This is a genomic window from Anabaena sp. UHCC 0204 (assembly GCF_009711975.1).
Lineage (GTDB): Bacteria > Cyanobacteriota > Cyanobacteriia > Cyanobacteriales > Nostocaceae > Dolichospermum.
On record NZ_VIKW01000006.1, the window covers coordinates 66,888 to 86,599 of the forward strand.

At 39.8% G+C, this 19,712-nt stretch carries 17 protein-coding genes; 8 read left to right on the forward strand and 9 right to left on the reverse strand.

Going from position 1 to position 19,712, the window contains the following annotated elements; genetic code table 11:
- Positions 1-12: 12 nt before the first annotated feature.
- The 3 genes from FJR04_RS06885 to FJR04_RS06895 form a co-directional block, all read right to left on the reverse strand.
- Positions 13-1,416 (reverse strand): NAD(P)(+) transhydrogenase (Re/Si-specific) subunit beta, encoded by a 1,404-nt coding sequence (locus FJR04_RS06885; protein WP_168493050.1) that lies wholly within the window; start codon positions 1,414-1,416, stop codon positions 13-15.
- Positions 1,413-1,706: an NAD(P) transhydrogenase subunit alpha gene (locus FJR04_RS06890; protein WP_168493052.1), complete on the reverse strand. Its 294-nt coding sequence runs from the start codon at positions 1,704-1,706 to the stop codon at positions 1,413-1,415. The genes FJR04_RS06885 and FJR04_RS06890 overlap by 4 nt, the downstream gene beginning before the upstream one ends.
- Before the next feature lie 135 nt (positions 1,707-1,841).
- Complete coding sequence (locus tag FJR04_RS06895) at positions 1,842-2,996, reverse strand: Re/Si-specific NAD(P)(+) transhydrogenase subunit alpha (protein ID WP_168493054.1); 1,155 nt, start codon at positions 2,994-2,996, stop codon at positions 1,842-1,844.
- A 518-nt stretch (positions 2,997-3,514) separates the two neighbouring features.
- Here FJR04_RS06895 and FJR04_RS06900 point away from each other — a divergent pair.
- The 8 genes from FJR04_RS06900 (at position 3,515) to FJR04_RS06935 (ending at position 8,423) form a co-directional block, all read left to right on the forward strand.
- A complete protein-coding gene (locus tag FJR04_RS06900) occupies positions 3,515-4,024 on the forward strand; it encodes a DUF2808 domain-containing protein (RefSeq protein WP_168493056.1) in 510 nt (169 codons plus the stop codon).
- A 262-nt stretch (positions 4,025-4,286) separates the two neighbouring features.
- Entirely contained in the window at positions 4,287-4,421 is a 135-nt protein-coding gene (rpmH, locus tag FJR04_RS06905; RefSeq protein WP_168493058.1) for a 50S ribosomal protein L34, read from the forward strand.
- Between the two features lie 26 nt (positions 4,422-4,447).
- Positions 4,448-4,837 (forward strand): ribonuclease P protein component, encoded by a 390-nt coding sequence (gene rnpA / locus FJR04_RS06910; RefSeq protein ID WP_168493060.1) that lies wholly within the window; start codon positions 4,448-4,450, stop codon positions 4,835-4,837.
- On the forward strand, positions 4,824-5,210 hold the full coding sequence (locus FJR04_RS06915; RefSeq protein ID WP_168493062.1) for a PH domain-containing protein: 387 nt from the start codon (positions 4,824-4,826) through the stop codon (positions 5,208-5,210). Before rnpA ends, FJR04_RS06915 begins: the two co-directional genes overlap by 14 nt.
- Positions 5,211-5,498: 288 nt before the next feature.
- Positions 5,499-6,644, forward strand: a complete 1,146-nt coding sequence (gene yidC / locus FJR04_RS06920; protein ID WP_168493064.1) for a membrane protein insertase YidC — start codon at positions 5,499-5,501, stop codon at positions 6,642-6,644.
- Between the two features lie 2 nt (positions 6,645-6,646).
- Complete coding sequence (locus tag FJR04_RS06925; protein WP_168493066.1) at positions 6,647-7,180, forward strand: R3H domain-containing nucleic acid-binding protein; 534 nt, start codon at positions 6,647-6,649, stop codon at positions 7,178-7,180.
- A gap of 63 nt (positions 7,181-7,243) precedes the next feature.
- The gene (locus FJR04_RS06930) at positions 7,244-7,753 is read left to right on the forward strand and encodes a DUF177 domain-containing protein (RefSeq protein WP_168493068.1); all 510 of its coding nucleotides are present in this window, start codon (positions 7,244-7,246) and stop codon (positions 7,751-7,753) included.
- Positions 7,754-7,982: 229 nt separating this feature from the next.
- Positions 7,983-8,423 carry a ubiquinol-cytochrome c reductase iron-sulfur subunit gene (locus FJR04_RS06935; protein ID WP_168493075.1) on the forward strand — a complete coding sequence of 147 codons (441 nt, stop codon included), beginning with the start codon at positions 7,983-7,985 and terminating at the stop codon, positions 8,421-8,423.
- Here the strand turns inward: FJR04_RS06935 and FJR04_RS06940 are convergent.
- The 6 genes from FJR04_RS06940 to FJR04_RS06965 form a co-directional block, all read right to left on the reverse strand.
- Complete coding sequence (locus tag FJR04_RS06940; protein ID WP_371717348.1) at positions 8,420-10,354, reverse strand: CHASE2 domain-containing protein; 1,935 nt, start codon at positions 10,352-10,354, stop codon at positions 8,420-8,422. The two genes, FJR04_RS06935 and FJR04_RS06940, sit on opposite strands and share 4 nt — an antisense overlap.
- A gap of 12 nt (positions 10,355-10,366) precedes the next feature.
- Positions 10,367-11,086, reverse strand: a complete 720-nt coding sequence (locus FJR04_RS06945) for a DUF928 domain-containing protein (RefSeq protein ID WP_168493077.1) — start codon at positions 11,084-11,086, stop codon at positions 10,367-10,369.
- Between the two features lie 573 nt (positions 11,087-11,659).
- Positions 11,660-14,782, reverse strand: a complete 3,123-nt coding sequence (locus FJR04_RS06950) for an efflux RND transporter permease subunit (RefSeq protein ID WP_168493079.1) — start codon at positions 14,780-14,782, stop codon at positions 11,660-11,662.
- Between the two features lie 41 nt (positions 14,783-14,823).
- Entirely contained in the window at positions 14,824-16,125 is a 1,302-nt protein-coding gene (locus tag FJR04_RS06955; protein WP_168493081.1) for an efflux RND transporter periplasmic adaptor subunit, read from the reverse strand.
- Between the two features lie 288 nt (positions 16,126-16,413).
- Positions 16,414-19,017: a CHAT domain-containing protein gene (locus FJR04_RS06960; RefSeq protein WP_168493083.1), complete on the reverse strand. Its 2,604-nt coding sequence runs from the start codon at positions 19,015-19,017 to the stop codon at positions 16,414-16,416.
- A gap of 22 nt (positions 19,018-19,039) precedes the next feature.
- On the reverse strand, positions 19,040-19,651 hold the full coding sequence (locus FJR04_RS06965) for a Uma2 family endonuclease (RefSeq protein ID WP_168493085.1): 612 nt from the start codon (positions 19,649-19,651) through the stop codon (positions 19,040-19,042).
- Between the last annotated feature and the right edge of the window lie 61 nt (positions 19,652-19,712).

A 19,712-nucleotide genomic window follows, 5' to 3' on the forward strand; every position in this document is an offset into this window, starting at 1 on the left:
CCTAAAATTAACCTAAAGTTGCTTCACCTCACTAACCAACTTAGCCACCATATCCTTAGCACTACCAAACAACATCGTCGTTTTAGCCTTATAAAACAACTCATTATCAACACCAGCAAAACCAGCACTCATGCCGCGTTTAATCACAATAGTTTGCTTTGCGCGATCAACCTCCAAAATCGGCATCCCATAAATAGGACTATTCTTATCACTACGCGCCGCCGGATTGACCACATCATTAGCACCAATCACCAACGCCACATCAGCCTGTTCAAACTGGGGATTAATATCCTCCATATCATACAACTGCGTATAAGCCACATTAGCTTCCGCCAATAAAACATTCATGTGTCCCGGCATTCTACCCGCAACCGGATGTATCGCATATTTCACATCCACACCCATGCGTTCTAGTTGATCTGCCAACTCCCGGACGCTATGCTGTGCTTGAGCAACCGCCATACCGTAACCTGGGACAATTACCACAGAACGAGCATATCCCAACATCATCGCCCCTTCTTCAGCATCAATACTGCGAACGGGTTGACTACTTGCACCACCACTAGCCGTAGCAGCAGCAGTAGAAACTGAACCAAAAGCACTAAATAAGACACTGAACAAAGAACGGTTCATAGCCTTACACATAATTTCTGTAAGGATTAAACCAGAAGCGCCCACCAAAGCACCGGCGATGATTAACATATTGTTCATCACCACAAAACCCGCAGCCGCCGCAGCTACACCTGATAAAGAGTTTAACAGCGAAATAACAACGGGCATATCACCGCCACCAATAGGCAGTACAAACATCACACCCAACACCAAGGAAACAGCCACCACTCCCAAAAATACGGGGAGGCTATCTGGTGTAATGATTAAATAGGCACTTCCAGCTAAATAAGAACCCAACAGCAAGAGGTTAAAAGGTTGCTGCAAAGGAAAGGTAATTGGTGTACCGCTGATTAAACCTTGTAATTTGGCAAAAGCCAGAAAACTACCTGTTAAAGTCACACCACCGATTAACACATCCAATAACATGGAAATGTTGACATCGAGGGGGATAGGTTGAGAAGCATCTAATAACCGCCAAAATTCAGCAACAGCGATAAGTGCGGAAGAAGCACCACCCAAACCGTTGAGTAAACCCACCATTTGGGGCATATCAGTCATCTGCACTTTGTAAGCTGCGATCGCTCCAATAATAGAACCAATCACCAAGCCTATCAATATCATCTCGTAATTTAATACGTGCTGATCTAATAAAGTGGCAACAACAGCTAACAACATCCCCACCGCAGCCACAAGATTACCGTTTCTAGCTGTAGCGGGAGAACCGAGTTTTTTCAAACCGAGAATAAATAATGATGCAGCGACTAAATAAGTTAGCTGAATCCCAGTTGGTAAAAAGTCGCTCATGCTTTAACTTCCTTCTTTTTAAACATTTGCAGCATTCTGTCAGTTACTAAAAAACCACCGACAACGTTAACCATTGCCAATATCACCGCAATTAAGCCGAGAATTACCGATAAATTGCTGTTTCTTTCCCCCGCAGCCAGGATTGCACCAATTACGGAAATCCCGGAAATGGCGTTTGAACCCGACATTAAAGGAGTGTGAAGAGTAGGGGGAACTTTGTTAATCACCTCAAAGCCGATGAAAGAGGCTAAAACGAGTACGAATAAGGCTGGAAGTAATGCTTGTGTCATGTGATTTTTGGATTTAAGAATAAGGCTCACGCAAAGGCGCAAAGGAAAGAAAGATAGGACTTACGCAAGAACTCTCTTAAACTCTTCTTCCTTCGTGTTCTTCGCTCCTTCGTGGTTCATTCAATCTATGTTGAATTACACCGCTACTGTCTGCAAAGCGTCTTTTACTCGTTGGTTTCTAATTTCTCCACCATGAGTAACACAAGCAGCATCAACGATATCGTCACCAAAGTTGATTTCTAAGGCTTTATCCTTAATCAACAGTTGCATTAATGAAGTGACATTTTTTGCATACAGTTGGCTGGCGTGTACTGGCATTGATGAGGGTAAATTAATTGGTCCGATAATGGTGACACCGTTCCAAATAATATCTTTACCTGCTTCAGTACAGGCGCAGTTTCCACCTTGTTCTGCGGCTAAATCTACTATGACTGAACCGGGTTTCATCTGCGCTACCATTTCTTCTGTCACCAGTCTGGGGGCTTGTCTTCCTGGTACTTGGGCAGTAGTAATTACAACATCGGAGTTTTTGACGTGGCTGGCTACTAGTTCTTGGGTACGCTTTTTACTGTCTTCAGAGATTTCTTTGGCGTAACCACCCGCAGCAACGGTTTCTTCTTCGAGTTTGACTTCGACGAATTTCGCGCCTAAGCTTTGGACTTCTTCTTTAACGGCTGGGCGGATGTCAAAGGCTTCTACTACTGCTCCTAGCCTTCTAGCAGTGGCGATCGCTTGCAATCCTGCCACACCTGCTCCCATAATAAATACTTTGGCGGGAGGAATTGTCCCCGCAGCGGTGGTTAACATCGGGAAATATTTCGGTAATGCTGCCGCTGCAATTAATACCGCTTTATATCCAGCTAGTGAAGCTTGGGAGGATAAAGCATCCATGCTTTGCGCCCTGGTGGTACGGGGGATTAATTCCATACTCAAAGCTGTAATTTGCCGATTTGCCAATTGTTGAGCGACTACGGGATTACCTAAGGGATTGAGGAAGCTAATTAATACAGATCCTGATTTGAGTAAATCAATTTCTGATTGTCCATCTTCTCTAGTTTGCGGTGGGCTAACTTTGAGCAAAACATCTGCTTCTCCCCATAATTGAGCAGTGTCGCTGATAATTTTAGCCCCTGCTGCTTCATAATCACTATCGCTGAAAAATGCTTTTTCTCCCGCACCCGCTTCTATAAAAACCTCTAAGCCTTGTTTGACTAATCTGGCTACGGTGTCGGGAATTAAGGCTACACGCCGTTCACAAACTTCTATTTCTTTAGCTACTGCTATTTTCATGAAATCTCCTGGAAATAAATACTTAACATCACCCGTTAACTATTAATACTTTCTATGTCAACTTAGTATCATCAAGCTGATGGGATGATCAACCATGAATTACCCTTGTAGATAGAATTTTCAACTTTTGTTTTTACAATCTTCGTTTTCTAATCACAACCTCAACTTGACGGTATGCAGATATCATCTTGACAAAATAGCTACAGCTAAAATTAGATATTGCACATCCTATGCCGATCCCCATATTTTGTATATTATTCTTCAGATTATTTTATATTTTAAAAAAATCTCAGTCTTTGTGAAATTCACTCCAGAATTAGCAACAAAAATTATCTTTTGGGTAATATAATTAACAACATTTACTATAAATAACCATAATTTGACTAGATGAATGGAGTTTTTCGGAAAATGGCACTTTTACTTCTAACTTCCGTCTATTGTCAAGCATATAGTAGTAAAGTTTAGTTACAAATACTAACGCTAAGTTACAAAACTATCAACTAAAGGAAACTTAATTTATGAAACGTGTACTTTCTAGTTTGGCCATGACAGGCTGTTTACTAACTGCTTTCCCCGCTCTTACTTGGGCCGGTGGACAGGGATTTACCCTCTTTAGCGGAGTGAGAACTGAAAACCGCCTCCCCTTTAGCTTAGACTTTAATGGACAAGCTAACGCTACAGACCGTTACAGACTCAAAATTCCTCGTGGAAAGATGCAATTGGCAGTAGCTCAATTTGCGATCAGCTATCCTAATTATTACGATGGTAGCTTTGATACCAAAAAAGTAGAAATCAGAGTTAAGGGCAAAAGTTTACCTGTATCAGAAGTTAAATGGGATAAAGAAGCCCGTGTACTAGAAATTTTTCCCGAAGAACCTGTTCCCGCAGGACAAGAGGTAACATTAGTCTTATCTAACGTTCTGAACCCAGCTTTTGGTGGAATGTACAATTTTAGATGTCTGGTTCTTTCACCTGGTGATGTCCCCATTCTCCGTCCATTAGGTTATTGGATTTTGAGCATTAATTAATCTAGGGAATAGAATTTAAGCTAGTTTAGGACTTACGCAAAATATCTCTGAAACCTTCTTTTCTTCGTGTCCTTCGTTCCTATGCCTTCGGCACGCTTCGCGAACGTGGTTCGTTCTTTCGTGACTTGTGCGTAAGTCCTGTAGTTATCAACCTCCCTAAATTGCTGGAACTACTTTATGCTGAAGCTGAATATTATCGCCTGTAAAGTGATAAGATAGCAGATTGTGACTTTTTATGAAAATCGCCTAAAAGGAGAAAGGTATGAAAAGAACCCTGGGAGGAACTTGTCGGAAGCGGAAAAGAACATCTGGATTTCGTGCCAGAATGCGGACACCAGACGGTAGAAACGTCATTACTGCTAGAAGAAAAAAAGGACGGCATCGTTTGAGCGTGTAGGGTAAATTCAGCGATTAATTACAGTTGTGGCTTTACCAAAAGCATATCGACTTAAATCCCGCCAGGATTTTCAGGCAGTTTTCCGGGAAGGAATTCGGCGACAGAGTTCTCATTTCACATTGAGAGCTTTAAAACCTGCTTTTTCCACAGAACCTTCTTTGGATACTGCCCCCCTTGCTACAAAAATTGGTATTTCCATTAGTACAAAAGTCAGTAAACGCGCCGTAGTTCGCAATAAAATTAAAAGGCAAATTACAGCCGCATTACATCAGTTGTTGCCAGAATTAGTCCCAGGATGGCGATTAGTGTTAATTGTGAAACCAACAACCATAGAATCTGCGTGCGGAAGTCATAAATTTCTGCAAGAATTAGAGCAGTTGTTGGCACAAACTGAGGTATTAAATGGGCATTCGTGAAGAAGTCTATTATGAAGGTGGCCCTCACATTGGGGATTTAATTCTCAATTTGCTGATTGGGTTAACAGTGGTGGGGATACCATTAGCTGTTGGAGCAATTGTTAGGGCTATATGGCTACGCTTCCGGATCACAGATCGGCGGGTTTGTGTAACTGGGGGTTGGATGGGACGCGATCGCTATGATGTCATTTATTCAGAAATCGTGAAAGTTGTCAAAGTTCCCCGTGGTATTGGCCTCTGGGGCGACATGGCCATCACCCTCAAAAATGGAACGCTCATAGAAATGCGGGCTATTCCTAATTTCCGGGAAGTCTATGACTACATTAATGAAAAAGTCGCTGCTAAAAATCCCCAATATAGCAGTGCTAAATAAGTCAATTGTTCTGAGTTTTATAATTTTTTCTACTCAGCACAATTCCTAAAAGATGATTTTATCATTCACCTTTTGAGATAATGTGCGGCTATTCGTAGCTTCCCTAGCTTGTGGATAGTCGCCGCAATGCTTAACAAAAACCTCTACAATATAGAGCAAAAGCTTGGGATAGAACCACCTCCACCATAGCAAGGCAACTTTAACTATGATCAGAGGACAGGATCAACCAAGAATGCCACTCCTAAAAGGGGTGGAAGTGTCAAAGTACCGCAGGTTTAATTCAGAATAATGGATTTTGGTATCGGGTTTCTCTCGAACAACGTGATGTTGCCAATCATAGACCTTTTCTATGGTTTTGTCCCTAGCTATGGATTGGCGATAGTAGCACTAACATTGATTATCCGCTTTGCACTCTATCCCCTGAGTGCTGGCTCTATTCGCAGTATGCGACGGATGCGAGTTGTGCAACCTCTGATGCAAAAGCGCATGGCAGAAGTCAAAGAACGCTTTAAAAACGATCCGCAAAAGCAACAAGAGGAAATGCTCAATGTTCAAAAGGAATTTGGTAATCCCTTAGCAGGATGTTTACCTTTGTTGTTGCAAATGCCAGTATTACTAGCCCTATTTGCAACCTTGCGAGGTTCACCTTTTTCCGGTGTTAACTACTCTGTGAACCTAGAAGTATTCCCCTCTGAACAGATTGAACGCATTCAACCCCAAGCTTTTGCTACTTCCCCGCAAAACATCTACATTGCTGATGGAGAACATACAAAAGTTACCGCTATCCTCCCTGCTGGTAACAAATTAGCGGTGGGAGAAAAGACGAAGATTCAATATCAAACCATAGAAGGGAAACCTTTTGATGCGCTTTTAGTAGAACATCCAGAAACCAAGTTAACACCAGAATGGAAAATCACTAAAGGCGAAGAAAGAATCAAAATTGATGCCCAAGGCAATATAGAAGCCTTAGAGCCTGGAGAAGTAACCATTCAAGGGACAATTCCCGGACTAGCGGCAGACAAAGGATTTCTTTTTATTGATGCCTTGGGAAGAGTAGGTGCTATTGATCCCGATAACACAGTCCATTGGGATATTGTGGCGATGATCGTGTTCTTTGGTATCAGTCTCTATGTCAGTCAAATGCTTTCTGGGCAAAATTCCAGTGGCGGCAACCCTCAACAAGATACGGTAAATAAAATTACTCCTGTCATCTTTTCTGGGATGTTCTTATTCTTTCCCCTACCAGCAGGGGTATTAATGTATATGGTAATTGGTAATATTTTCCAAACCATACAAACCTATATTCTCTCCCGCGAACCTCTACCAGAAGAAATACAAAAAATCGTAGACTCACAGGAGAAAGAAGCGCAAACCGTAGATGTGAAAGCGTTGCCATTTGAACCCAAAAGTTCTAAGAAAAAGGCTACTGGTTGATTATGAGCGACATTTTTATGCAGAGTGGTGAACAATGGCTACAAAATTTGCTACTCCTGACGGGTGTATCTACTCAAGTGCGGGCTAAGGTGCAAACTATCCCATCTTTTGAACAAGATATACCAGCAGGAGAAAGCTACTGGTTGACAATAGATGAAACCAATTTAACGCCGGAACAAATTAGGGTTTTAATTGGTTCTGGTGGTGCGGTGTTAGATGGAATTCAATATCTAGCAAATTCCGTTCTCAACTTGAATCAACCAGAAGAAAATCAGACATCTTACACTATTGAATTAAATGGTTATCGTGTTAAACGAGAAGCCGAAATTCGTACTTTAGCTGAGACTGCTGCCGCCGAAGTGCGATTTTCTGGGAGAGAAGTAGAACTTAAATCTCTCAGTGCGGCTGAACGGCGACAGGTTCATACATTATTGAAGGAATTTCCTGATTTAGAAACCTTCAGTTCTGGGAAAGAACCTCATCGTCATTTAGTGGTTCGTCAAGCAGTTGAACCATCATTAGGGGATAGGGAATAGGTGATGTTTTCATCACCATTTACCACCCATTAATTTCTTCTTGAGGGTATCTCAAAAAATCCTATGGACGCTATTTTGATTCCGCAGCTAACTAAAGCCCCGGAGCGGACAGAGGAAATTCAAGTGCAAGAGTTTCTGCCTGGTTTAGAAACATTGACACCAGTTCGCGGAGTTATCCAAGTTAAACATCAGGGTAATTATCTGGAAGTTTCATGTCAGGCAGAAGCAATTGTTACTTGCACCTGCAACCGCTGTTTGCAGCAATATAACCATCGTGTGGTTCTCAATACTCAGGAAATTATTTGGTTGGATGAAACCGCTAATCAAACTGAAGATTTGCCTTTAGAACGGGAAGTAGCTGTAGAAGATTTGCTGGAAACATTAGTACCGGATGGTTATTTTTATCCGAGTGAATGGCTATATGAGCAGATGTGTTTAACGTTGCCACAGCGTCAATTATGTAATATTAATTGTCCAGGGATTTTAAATACTGCTCCTAGTCTTTCTGACCAACCTATTGATAGCCGTTGGGCTTCATTAGAGGCTTTGAAGAAACAAATCCCGGATAATTAATAGATAGCTGGTGAAAAAATGTAGAGATGTTCCATAGAACGTCTCTACAAGGATTCTAAATAACGCATATTTAAATTTTTTTGATGTCTAAATATAACACCCAGATCCCCGACCTCTTTGAGAAGTAGGGGATCTCATTATTTGTGATTAAATTTTTTAAATGACAGTATCAAAGTTTAACAGTAATAATAGATGGGAGTGAAAAATAACACATTAATTACAAGCAACTATGAAACGTCGTGAGTTTATCAATTGGGTGGGATTGGGTTGTTTAGCTAGTTCTCTACCTGTGGCGATCGCTGCTTGTTCTCCTGAAACCAGTACATCGGCTACTTCTGGATCTAATGATACTAACAAAGGCTGGCAAAAGGTGGGTAGTATTGCAGAATTAGATAAAACTGGTCAATTATTAGCCGAGAATTCGCCAGTTGGTGCAGTGTTAGTAGTGGGAACTTCTCAAGCAACACAAAAATTGATTGCTGTGAATCCTAACTGTACTCATCAAGGTTGTACGATTGAATGGAAAGCAAAACAAAGTAAGTTTGTCTGTCCATGTCATGGTGCAGAATTTGCTCGTGATGGTAAGGTCAAAAAGAGTCCTGCGGAAAAACCTCTGAAAACTTATCAAGCTAAAATTGAAGCTGGTTCTGTTTTTGTGAAGACAGCTTAAGATCCTAAAACTTGGTAGATGTGAGTTAATTCATCCCGTCCTTTTAACTGACAACTGCCGATAAATTTGGTAGGAAACTTATCTTTGATATGTTGATAAGTTTCTTCACTAATGAGAATTCGGCAAAGTCCACTATTGAAAGATTTATCATAACTTTCTAGACGAGAAGCTACGTTGACAGTATCTCCCAAGGCTGTATATTCGGCTCTTTGGGCATTGCCTAACATACCGGTGACGACTGTTCCTGTGGCAATACCAATACGAATAGCGACGGTGGGATTACCTGATAACTGCCATTGTTGATTGAGCGATCGCAATTTATCGGCCATTGCTAAAGCACAAGCAACGGCATTCTGAGCATCAATAGCGATTTCGGCTAATCTTGTCCGTTCAATTGGTACACCAAACAGCGCCATTACGGCATCACCAATAAATTTATTTACCATCCCGTTATATTCCAAAACGATATCAGCCATGGCTTGCATATATTCATTCAGCCAAGACATTAAAGCCGTAGGACTGATAGTTGTGGCAATTGAGGTAAAACCTTCCAAATCTGAAAAGAGTACGGTTGCAGTCATTTCTCGCCCGACAATGGACCCTTTTTGGAGTAAATTATGGCGAGAAGTCCAGATTTCATCGGCGACTTGAGATGTAACCTGCTGTTTGAATAGTGCCATGAGAGTGTATCGGTCTTGACGTTCTAAACTGGTAGTGTAGATAGCAATAGCGATCGCCGATCCTCCTAAACCTAGCAAAGGTGGGACAACAGGAATCCACCAACCTTGCAGAAAAACCCAGTAAGAACCGAACATTAAACTACTTCCAGCCACTATTAAACTTAATATCGTTTCTTTATAAGAAATATTTCTATGAATAAATTTTTGAGAACGCAAAGTCCAACCGAGAATAGCACCAATAAAAGACCATAAAATAATCCATAACCATTGTATTGCTTGGGAACTACCCCGCATCATGGGTCTATTATCTAGTGCAGCACTCAAAATTTGACTAACAACATTAGCATGAATAACTACCCCAGGCATTCTTTCTGGAAAAGCACTAACAGAACTACTATAAGGAGTGAAGAAATCATCATGTAAACTTGCCGCAGTTGCCCCAATTAAAATAATGCGATCGCGTCCCCAATCTTTTGGTACTTTGTCATTGATCACATCCATAATTGAATATGTTGGAAACTGGTCTTCCCTACCACGAAAATTCAATAAAATCTGATAACCTTGATCATCAGTGCGAATATAACCACCATCATTTTTTTCAAACGGAATAAATGTAGCTTTTCCTAATTGATAATGACGTTTATCTGCATCTAATTCTTGTAACTGAATATTCTTATTTTCCAAATACATTAAAGATAGTGTGGTTGCCAAACTCATCACTTGCTCATCCGATTTAGACTCAAGAGAAATTAGACCCCGACGGACTTTCCCATCAGCATCTAGTAATAAATCGGAAGCCGCTATTTGATTAAGTTTATTCAAGATAGGATGAGGATTTACTTCCGGTCCTAATCCATCTCCTACTACCTTTTTTACGCCAATTAGATTTGGTGTAGATTTGAGAATCTCAATTAGTTTGTCATTACCAGGTTGTACAGGTAAATCTCGATATAAATCCAACCCAATTGCTATAGGTTTTTGTTGGCGGATTTTATCCAACATTTTTGCAAGTACAGCATCAGGGATAGGCCATGTTCCAACTTTTCTAATGGTGTCTTCATCAATAGTAACTATCACAATGCGGGAGTCGGGAGGCTCTGGGGGACGCAGTTTAAAAAACTGATCAAGTGCTGCCCAATCTATCATTTGAAACAGCCCCAGAACCCGCATGAGAATGATGAAACCCGCTACTGATGGAGAGATTACCAATACTGCTCGCCAGCTATTGAGGAACTGTTTGAGTTTAATCACATCAGCGGAAGTTTAATTTTTGGGCTGTTGACAACAATCAACTAGAGGAACTTGACTAAGTTCAGTTAGTCCAACCGACTGAAGTAGTTCTTGCCATTCAGCACCAATTTGAGTATTTTGGGGAAGCGATCGCTTTAAATCAGCCATTGTGGCTACAGTGTCATACCATAACCCATTTTGAGCATAGAGTTTAGCTTTTTCTAACGGACTGGCAGTGGCGAGACTACTATTCAGAGTAGAACTGAGTTCGACTCGTTCTAAAGTTCCTTCCAAAACAATATCCCGTTGTCGTTCTTCAGGATCACAAATCAAAGCCAGATTCCATTTATATTGCTTACCAACTGCCAATGGTCCTGCCGCTTTCGGAATTTTAAAGCTAGTAATACCAGGGGTAGAAGCCAAATCAACGACAGTTTGGTAAATGCCGTTTCCTTCTCCATCCCATAAAGTTAACTCAGCCTTGCGAGTTGCTGGTTCAGATATTTTTACTAAAACTGTGGGATAAGCCGCAGTCGTTAATTCCTTATCTGTAGCTGGTATTAATGCCGTTAAAATTGGTTGGGAAGATACCGTTCCCAGTTGCTGACAAATGCCTCTACTTGCTCCCCCTGCGGTTTTATTGGGACTACCTTTAGCGCGAAAAGTCACAGCTTCGGCTGGTGCTAAGGGCAGTAAAACCAGTCCGGTAAAGAGCAGAGATAATAAAGAACGAGATAATTTTTGCATATTCATAATTTAGGAGTGAAAGTTACTAATTATATAAACAAGGTATATCTACGACATTTCCGCCATGATGATTGTTAATTTCTAAGTATTTTTCCATGGACGGATATTATCGGTATTTACTGAGAAAGGATTTATTAGCTAGGCGTAGCAGGAGTTCAGAAACAACTCCTTTTTTAGTTTATACAGCTTACGGAGATAAATTAATTTTCATTTTTATCAGAACTAATGTGATTATACTGAAAACTCAGAGAAAATAAAATACCCTTGTGGAAAATTCATCATAACTTTAAAACTACATTTCACACTACAATCTGTAGCACAAAAAACAATGGAACAGAGTTTCTCCTCATTTGCGTACACATCTGGCGAAAATTATCTGATCTCCTTCTCATTCTTCCTCAGTGACTTCTGAACAATTGACAACTAAGAACTAGGACTTACGCCAAATATCTCTCAAACTCTCTTTCCTATCCCTAACGGGACGCTGCGCGAACGTGTCCTTCGTTCCTATCCCTAACGGGACGCTTCGCGAACGTGGTTCATTCCTTCTTTCCTGTCACCTGTCACCTTCTCCAAGCCCTACTTATGAACAGGTTGCAAACGCTGGCGAATTTTGCCAATAATGATATAAAGAATTGGCACAATAAACAAACTTAGAAAAGTCGCCACAAACATTCCCCCAAACACAGCCGTACCAAGAGATTGACGACTTGCTGCACCTGCACCTGTGGCAGTTGCTAGGGGAAAAATACCCAGCAAAGTGGAAAAAGCCGTCATGAGAATTGGACGTAAACGACCTTGTGCTGCTTCTACCGCTGCTTTCGTAATTGATAAACCTTGTTGTTCTTGTAATTGATTAGCAAACTCTACAATCAAAATTGCGTTTTTACTTGCTAAACCAATTAACATCACTAACCCTACTTGGCAAAACACATCATTACTTAAACCCCGTAATGATTGTGATGCTAAAGCTCCCATAATAGCTAAGGGAACTGACAACAGAATAATCACAGGATCAACATAATTTTCATACTGAGCAGCTAAGACTAAAAAGACGAAAACTAAGCCTAAACCAAAAATGATTGGTGCTTGTCCACCAGATTCTTTTTCCTCAGCAACAATACCTGACCATTCATATCCCATACTTGTGGGTAAAATCTTTTTAGCTAGTTGTTCCATAGCCAAAGTTGCTTGTCCAGAACTAGTTCCAGGAGCAGGAGAACCATTAATTTCAATAGAACGAAACAAGTTATAGTGATTAATAGTTTGCGCTCCAGTTGTTGGAGTTAATTTTACTAAACTACTCAAAGGAATCATTTGATTAGTTTCAGAACGGACATTTAATAAACCGATATCATCAGGATTTGATCGAAATTGAGCATCGGCTTGGATATATACCCGATATGTGCGAGAAAGGAAATTAAAATCATTCACATATCGTGAACCCAAATAAGTTTGGAGGGTTTTAAAAATATCGTCAATGGAAACTTGCAGAGATTTAGCTTTATTGCGGTCAACTTCAATTAAGATTTGCGGTGTATTGGCTTTAAAAGTGCTAAATACAGCTTGCAGTTCTGGGGTTTGATTTCCCTCTCTCATGAACTGACCCACCGTTTGCAGCATAGAATTTAAGCTGTTAGTGCCGGCTATGTCTTGTAACTGAAATTGGAAACCACTAAAACTACCTAAACCGCGAATTGCGGGGGGATTGACTGGAAAAACGTTGGCTTCGGTAATTCCTGAGAAGCTTTGTCTTAATTGACTAATCAGGGCTTGGACTGACTGATTTGGTTTGGTGCGTTCGTCCCAGGATTTGAGAGTAGTGAAAATTATGCCACTGTTAGCCGTATTTCCACTAAAACTAAAGCCACCAACGGCGAAAGTACCTACAACTTCTGGTAATTTGAGGATTTGTGCTTCTACCTCACTCATGACTTTACTGGTGTATTTGAGTGAAGAACCTTCTGGACCTTGGATAATTGTAATGAAATAACCTTGGTCTTCGTCCGGTAAAAATGATGTGGGTACAGTTATGTAAAGCCAAGCTGTGACACCTAATAAACCAATAAATGCGATCGCCACAATGGCTTTGATTTTTGTTAAAAACCTTAAAGATCGCTCATATCCCCGGCGCATGGCTTCTAAAAACCAGTTAATGCGACCGAATACCCAGCCGAAAATGCCTTTGGGTTGGGGTCTAGGTCGCAACAGTAAAGCCGAAAGAGCAGGGGTAAGGGTCAGAGCTAAAAATGTAGAAATGGTGATGGAAAAGGCAATTGTCAGGGCGAATTGTTTGTAAATTTGTCCAGTTGAACCAGGGAAAAAGGCTACTGGGACAAACACAGCCATTAATACTAGCGAAGTCGCAATTACAGCCCCCGTTAATTGGGACATAGCCAAAGAAGCGGCCTTGCGGGGTGGTATTCCTTCTTCTTGAATTAAACGGGAGATATCTTCAACTACGATGATTGCGTCATCAACTACCATTCCCGTGGCGAGAGTTAAACCAAACATGGTTAAGATGTTGATGGAAAAATCAAAAGCTTTAACAAAAGCAAAAGTCCCAATTAAAGCCAGGGGAATAGTGATTACAGGAATTAGAGTAATGCGCCAATCTTGTAAGAAAATAAAGATGACAAGAACAACCAGAGCGATCGCTTCTAATAATGTTTTTATCACTTCTGCTAGTGACTCTTCTATAATCGTAGTGGTATCAAATGCCACTTGATATTTCATCCCCGGTGGAAAGCTTTGGGACAATCGCTCCATTTCTTTTTTGACTGAATTAGCAACGTTCAAGACATTACTTCCCGGTGTCGGAAAAATCCCAATCCCTACACCTTCATTCGCCTTAAAGCGGAGAAATGAGCTATAGTTTTGAGCGCCAAGTTCCGCTCTCCCCACATCTTTCAACTTAATCAAACTACCGTCAGCCGCAGTTTTAATAACTAAATTATCAAATTCCTCTACTTCCGTCAGCCGACTAACTGCCCTCAAGTCAATTTGATACATCTGACCATCTGGGGCTGGCTGCTGTCCAATTTGCCCCGCACCTACCTGTAAGTTTTGTTCATTTAGGGCATTAATCACATCGTCTGTAGTTAAATTCCGCGTAGCCAGTTTATTCGGATTCAGCCACAGACGCATCGCATAGCGGCGTTCACCAAAAATCCGCGCCTCACTGACACCTTTAATACGTTTCAGGGCATCTGTTATATATAAATCAGCATAATTACTTAAAAAGACATTATCTAAGCCTTTATTATCACTGTACAAACCCATCCCTAGCAGAATATTATTAGACTGTTTGCTCACAGTCACTCCTGTTTGCTTCACTGCTTCTGGTAACTGAGGTTCAGCCGAGGTAACACGGTTCTGCACATCAACCGCAGCAATATCTTTATCCCGTGAAGCATCAAATGTCACAGTAATGGTGCTAGTGCCGTCATTACTGCTACTCGAAGTCATATATTTAATGCCTTCGATACCGTTAATCTGCCGTTCTAAAATTGTCGTTACGGTACTTTCAACAATTTCCGCAGTAGCACCGACATAATTAGAACTGACAATAATCTGCGTTGGACTAATATCTGGATATTGGGCGGTGGGTAATGTCGGAATACTGATTGCACCAACCAGCAAAATGATAATAGCGCAGACACTGGTAAATACAGGTCGCTTAATAAAAAAGTCAACAAACATAAATTGGTAATTAGTAATTTGTAATTGTCAATTGTCAATTGTCAATTGTCAATTATTTGTACTCCGTCTCTGAGATTTTGCACACCTGAAATTATCAATTTTTCATCTTGTTGTAATCCTGAAATTACTTGGTAATCATTACCTTTGATATTGCCTAACTTCACCTGTTTTTGTCTGGCTATTAATTGGGAAACACCTTCAGGAGACTTTTGGGTTTCGGCTACAAATACAAAGTTTTCTCCCGCTATTCGAGATATAGCAGTCGTGGGAATTATAACTCCAGAACGCTGATTCCAAATTATTTTAGCCCGAATTAATTGATCTGCTCGCAGTTGTCCATTAGTATTGTTATAAAGGGCTTTAACTAAAATTGATTGAGAATTATTAGTGATATTGGGAGATATAAAAAATACGCGACTATTGCCAATGATTTGACCTTGAGCATTAATTAATTCCACTGGTAATCCTTGACGCAATTGCGGACCTTTTTCTAGGGGGACAGGAATTTTAACTTCTAAAGGTCCGTTTTGGGTGATTGTCGCTAAGGGTGTGGAAGTATTCACAAAATCCCCTACTTTTACGGGAATATCGCCAACAGTACCGGTAAAGGGGGCAGTAATTTTGTAATATTGAAGTTCTACTTGTTGTTGTCTAATATTGGCATCAGCTTGTAATAAAGACTTTTCTACCTGGGATATAGTGGCTATTTGGGCTTGAATGCGGGAATCTATCGCCCCAAGTTGAGCTTTAGCTGTCGCCAGTTTATTTGCATATAAATCTTGCGTTTGGCGAGATACAGCCCCTTGTGCAGCTAATTCAGAATAGCGATTATAATCTAGTTGATTTAAGCGCACATCAGCAACATTAGCTAACCGTTCTGCTTGTAAAGATTTGAGGGTAGCGCGAGCGTTTTCTAGTTGTGCTTGCGAACCCTGACCAGCAGCAGATAAACTACTAACTGCGGCTTGTTGTTGTCTAGAATCTATTTGCAGAATAGCAGTCCCAGCGGAAACTGGATCTCCTGATTTCACGAATATTTGAGCAACTTGTCCTTGAATTCTAGGTTGCAGATTAACTGAACGCCGAGATTCTAGACTGGCTATATATTCTGTACTCTCTTCAACTGTGCCTGTTTGCACTGCTGATAGTTTAACTTTTACCGCTGGAGGTCGGGCATTAGCCGTTGCTGGAGTGGGATTTTCAGGAGTTAGCAATTTCCAAGCAATTCCCATTCCACCCCCAATCAATAATAGTGCAGCTAAAAATAACCGTGGCCAACGGCTTGATTTGGCAGGTGTCTGGGTAATTTCTGGAATATCAGTTTGAGGCTCAGGTAATGTCATAGATAATAGAAAGTTAAAGTAACGAATAGTTAAAACTTGATTTGTATCTGTCTGATGTTGATTTTGAAATTCCTGATTTCAGACAAGAAACTAGCAAAGATAAATTATGTATTAACTTCTTTAAATATACAAGGTTTACAATTTTTTACAATCCATAAGAAATTAATTATAAATCATTATTTTTATAGCGGTTAATATCAAGTTTATACCCACATTTGTTGAGATAAACCTCTTTAACCCACATTTCTCGCCGAAAGCAGAGAGCAACCGTGACAGAGTAATTAATGACTATTGCCAATTTCCTACCAACACAAAAGGAGACCAAAAATAAGGATTTTGGAATTTGCGATTTTTTAAGAGCAATAGTTGAGCATTACGCAGAGCTTCGGCTTTACTAACTTTAGATTTAGCCAATTGCCGATAAAACTCACTCATGAGAATAGATGTAGATTCGTCATTAACTTGCCAGAGAGTCCCCACAGTGCTACGAGCGCCCGAACGAATTGCTATACCTGCCAAACCTAACGCCGCACGTTCATCACCAGAAGCCGTTTCACAGGCGCTGAGAACTAACAACTCAATGGGAAGTTTTTGGTTATCGTTGCGCGATTCTCGCAATAAGTGGTCTAATTCATTGACATTTAGCCGCTGATTCCAAGTCAAAATAAAGGTGTCTGCGGCATTAGAGCTAAATTGACCATGTGTAGCTAAATGCACAATGGGAAAAGATACGGCTTTAATTTGCTTTTGTAGGGACTCAACTATAAACTGCTGATTTAAAAGGGTATTTGTGGGTATCTCCGATGAAATCTGCTGAACTTCAGTAGCCACTTCTGGTAAAGCGGGAAAACCCTGACGTGCTTCTGTGAGTGCTGCAATTAAAGCTTTGAGTTTAACTTGGGTGAGGGGTTTAGGTTCAAGAAGTTGGAGTCCAGAAGTCAGAGCAATGTTATATTTTTCCAAGAGATATTGTTGACCATCATGAAGCGTGGCCATTGGTAAACTCTGCAAAGAACCATCCAAGACAAATACCAAAGTTTTGATACCATTAGCGGTTAAATCAGCATCAGCGGGACGAATTAACCAATTATAGAGTTTTTGAACTATGGGTAATCGCTCTTGGGGAAAAGCCGTCCTTCTCAGAGAAATTCGGGCTTGCTTAATGGTAGTTTTTAATTCTGCTTGGGGTTGATCAGTTGTATATTTACGTAAAGGTTTACCAGGAATAGAGAGAATAACTTCTAGTCTGTCATTTAAAATAATCGGATAAATAACAGCCGCAGTTGGATCAATTTGATCAATTAATTTCGGTTTAGCATCTGCACAAGCATCACGGAAAAAGTTATCTAATTCTGCTAATTGCAAAGATTCAATTATCTGCCGTGCTTGTTGCAATTTAGCCTGACTGGGAGATTCTTCTTTTAATAATAATCCCACTAACTCCCGATAAATTGGTTCGACACTTTCCCGAAAAGAAAATTGGACATCAGGGTTAACTGTCACCAAATCACCGCGCAAAGAACCCAGGATTTTAATAGATTGGGTATATTGAGAAATTGCCCCTTCAGGATTTTTTTGTAATTGTTGAATTCGTCCTAATTGCCAGAATAATTGATAAGCAATATCAGGATATTCAAAAGATGGTACTAAATTCAATGCTTCAGTTGTATAATTTTCGGCTTTTTTCCATTGTTTTTGTAGTTCCGATAATTTTCCTTGGGTGAGTAATATATAAGCTTGAGTACGGGGAGTTCCTAATTTTTGGGATTGTTGATAAGCGCGGTTGAGAATTTCCTCAATTTCTGTAAATGATTCAGAAGAATGTATTGCTAATTTGATTAAACTTTCAACTAGATTAATTTGAGCATAGATTCCAGTTTGATTATTAGAGATTTGGTTAATTTGTGGTTTTATTGTTAACCATAAAGTTTGCGCTTCTTGCCACTTTTGCAAATCTACCAATAAACTGAGACGATTTAATAAAGCTTGAATTTGAGTATTTTGACGAGTTGCTAATTGAGCAGAATTAATATAAGCCGCAATTGCAGTTTCTTGATATTGGCTTTTTTGTTGTTTATTTAAACCGGGTTGATTAGCAAAAGCACGGGCTGTATTCCCAATATTTAAATAAACTTCTGCTGGGATTTGAGGAAGATTTAATTTTTCAGCAGCTTGTAAACCCAAATTTAAAACTTGTTGGGATTCATGCAACTGTCCTAAAACTCGCAGAACATGACCTAAAGCATTTAGAGATTGTATATTCTGTAAAGAGAATGATTGGTTTTTCCAAGTTGCTAATGTTGCAGAATCAACTTCACAGGTTGATGTTTCTAAATTTAAAGATAGTAATAGTATTTGGCAAGCTCTGGGATATAATCCTAATGATTGTAAAGCTAGACTTTGGTTAATTTGATTTTGGATAATTCGGTCTTTTTCTCCTAGCTGTTGATAGATTTTAGCTGATATAATCCAAGTATCTAAAGCATCTTGAATTTTACCCCGTTCTAGTTGTAATTGTCCTTGAATATCGAGAGTTTGGGCAAGTATGCGCTGTTGTTCGGAAGTCGGAGTTTGAGATTTGAGGAGGAAAAGACTAGAATTGATATTTTCTTCTGCTTGTTTCCATTGTCCTAATTGTCCGAAGGTTGCAGCGAGATTACTTAATACCATACCTTGATGTAAGAAGTCTCCCTGATTTTTAAATCTGGTTGCAGCTTGTTGTAATAAAGGGATAACTTCTGGAAATTTTCCCGCATTATAAAGAATCCGAGCTTGTTGAATAATTGTCTGTGGTTGTTGGATTTGAGCCATTACAGGAGTAACGCCAATTATCAACAACAGAGAGAAGAAAAACAATAAAATTGATTTTAAAAGCGATTGAGTAAATTTCATTAATAAATCTAAATTACCATATTTATATTATTTGTAAAATCTGAGAAATAGTTAAGTTCAAATCTGGAAAAAGTGGAGATATGATTTGATCATCACCTCTAAATTGATTAACTTCATATTCTTCATTAATTAAGGAATAAACTGAAATAGTGGGTTGTTTAGGATTACCGATAAATCTTCTCCCACCAAAAGCAGCATAATCAACTATCCAATATTCAGGAATACCCATTGATTCATAATCATTTGTTTTAGTGGAATAATCGGTTTGCCAATTACTGCTAACTATTTCTATGACTAAAGGAACAGAAGCCGCTTGAGTAATGGTTGATTCTTTTTTCCACAAGGGTTCATTAACTAAGTTTTCAGGATTTAGTAATAAAATATCAGGTGAATAAGCAGATTGAGAGTTTGATGGTTTGATAAATGTTGTTTTTGGTATTAGGTAAGGAAGGTTAAGTTTATCTAATTGTGCTGATAATTTACGGACTAACCAACCAATAACTAATTCATGATCTCCTAGTGGTGGGTTCACTTCAATAATTACTCCGTTGTGTAATTCATAGCGTAATCCTGTTTCTGGATACCATTGGATAAATTCGTCAAAGGTTACTGGTTTAGTTAAGGTTTGAACCATGATTCACCTCTTGAATGATTATGATTATTTTACACTATTTTCAATAAATCATTCTATTTAG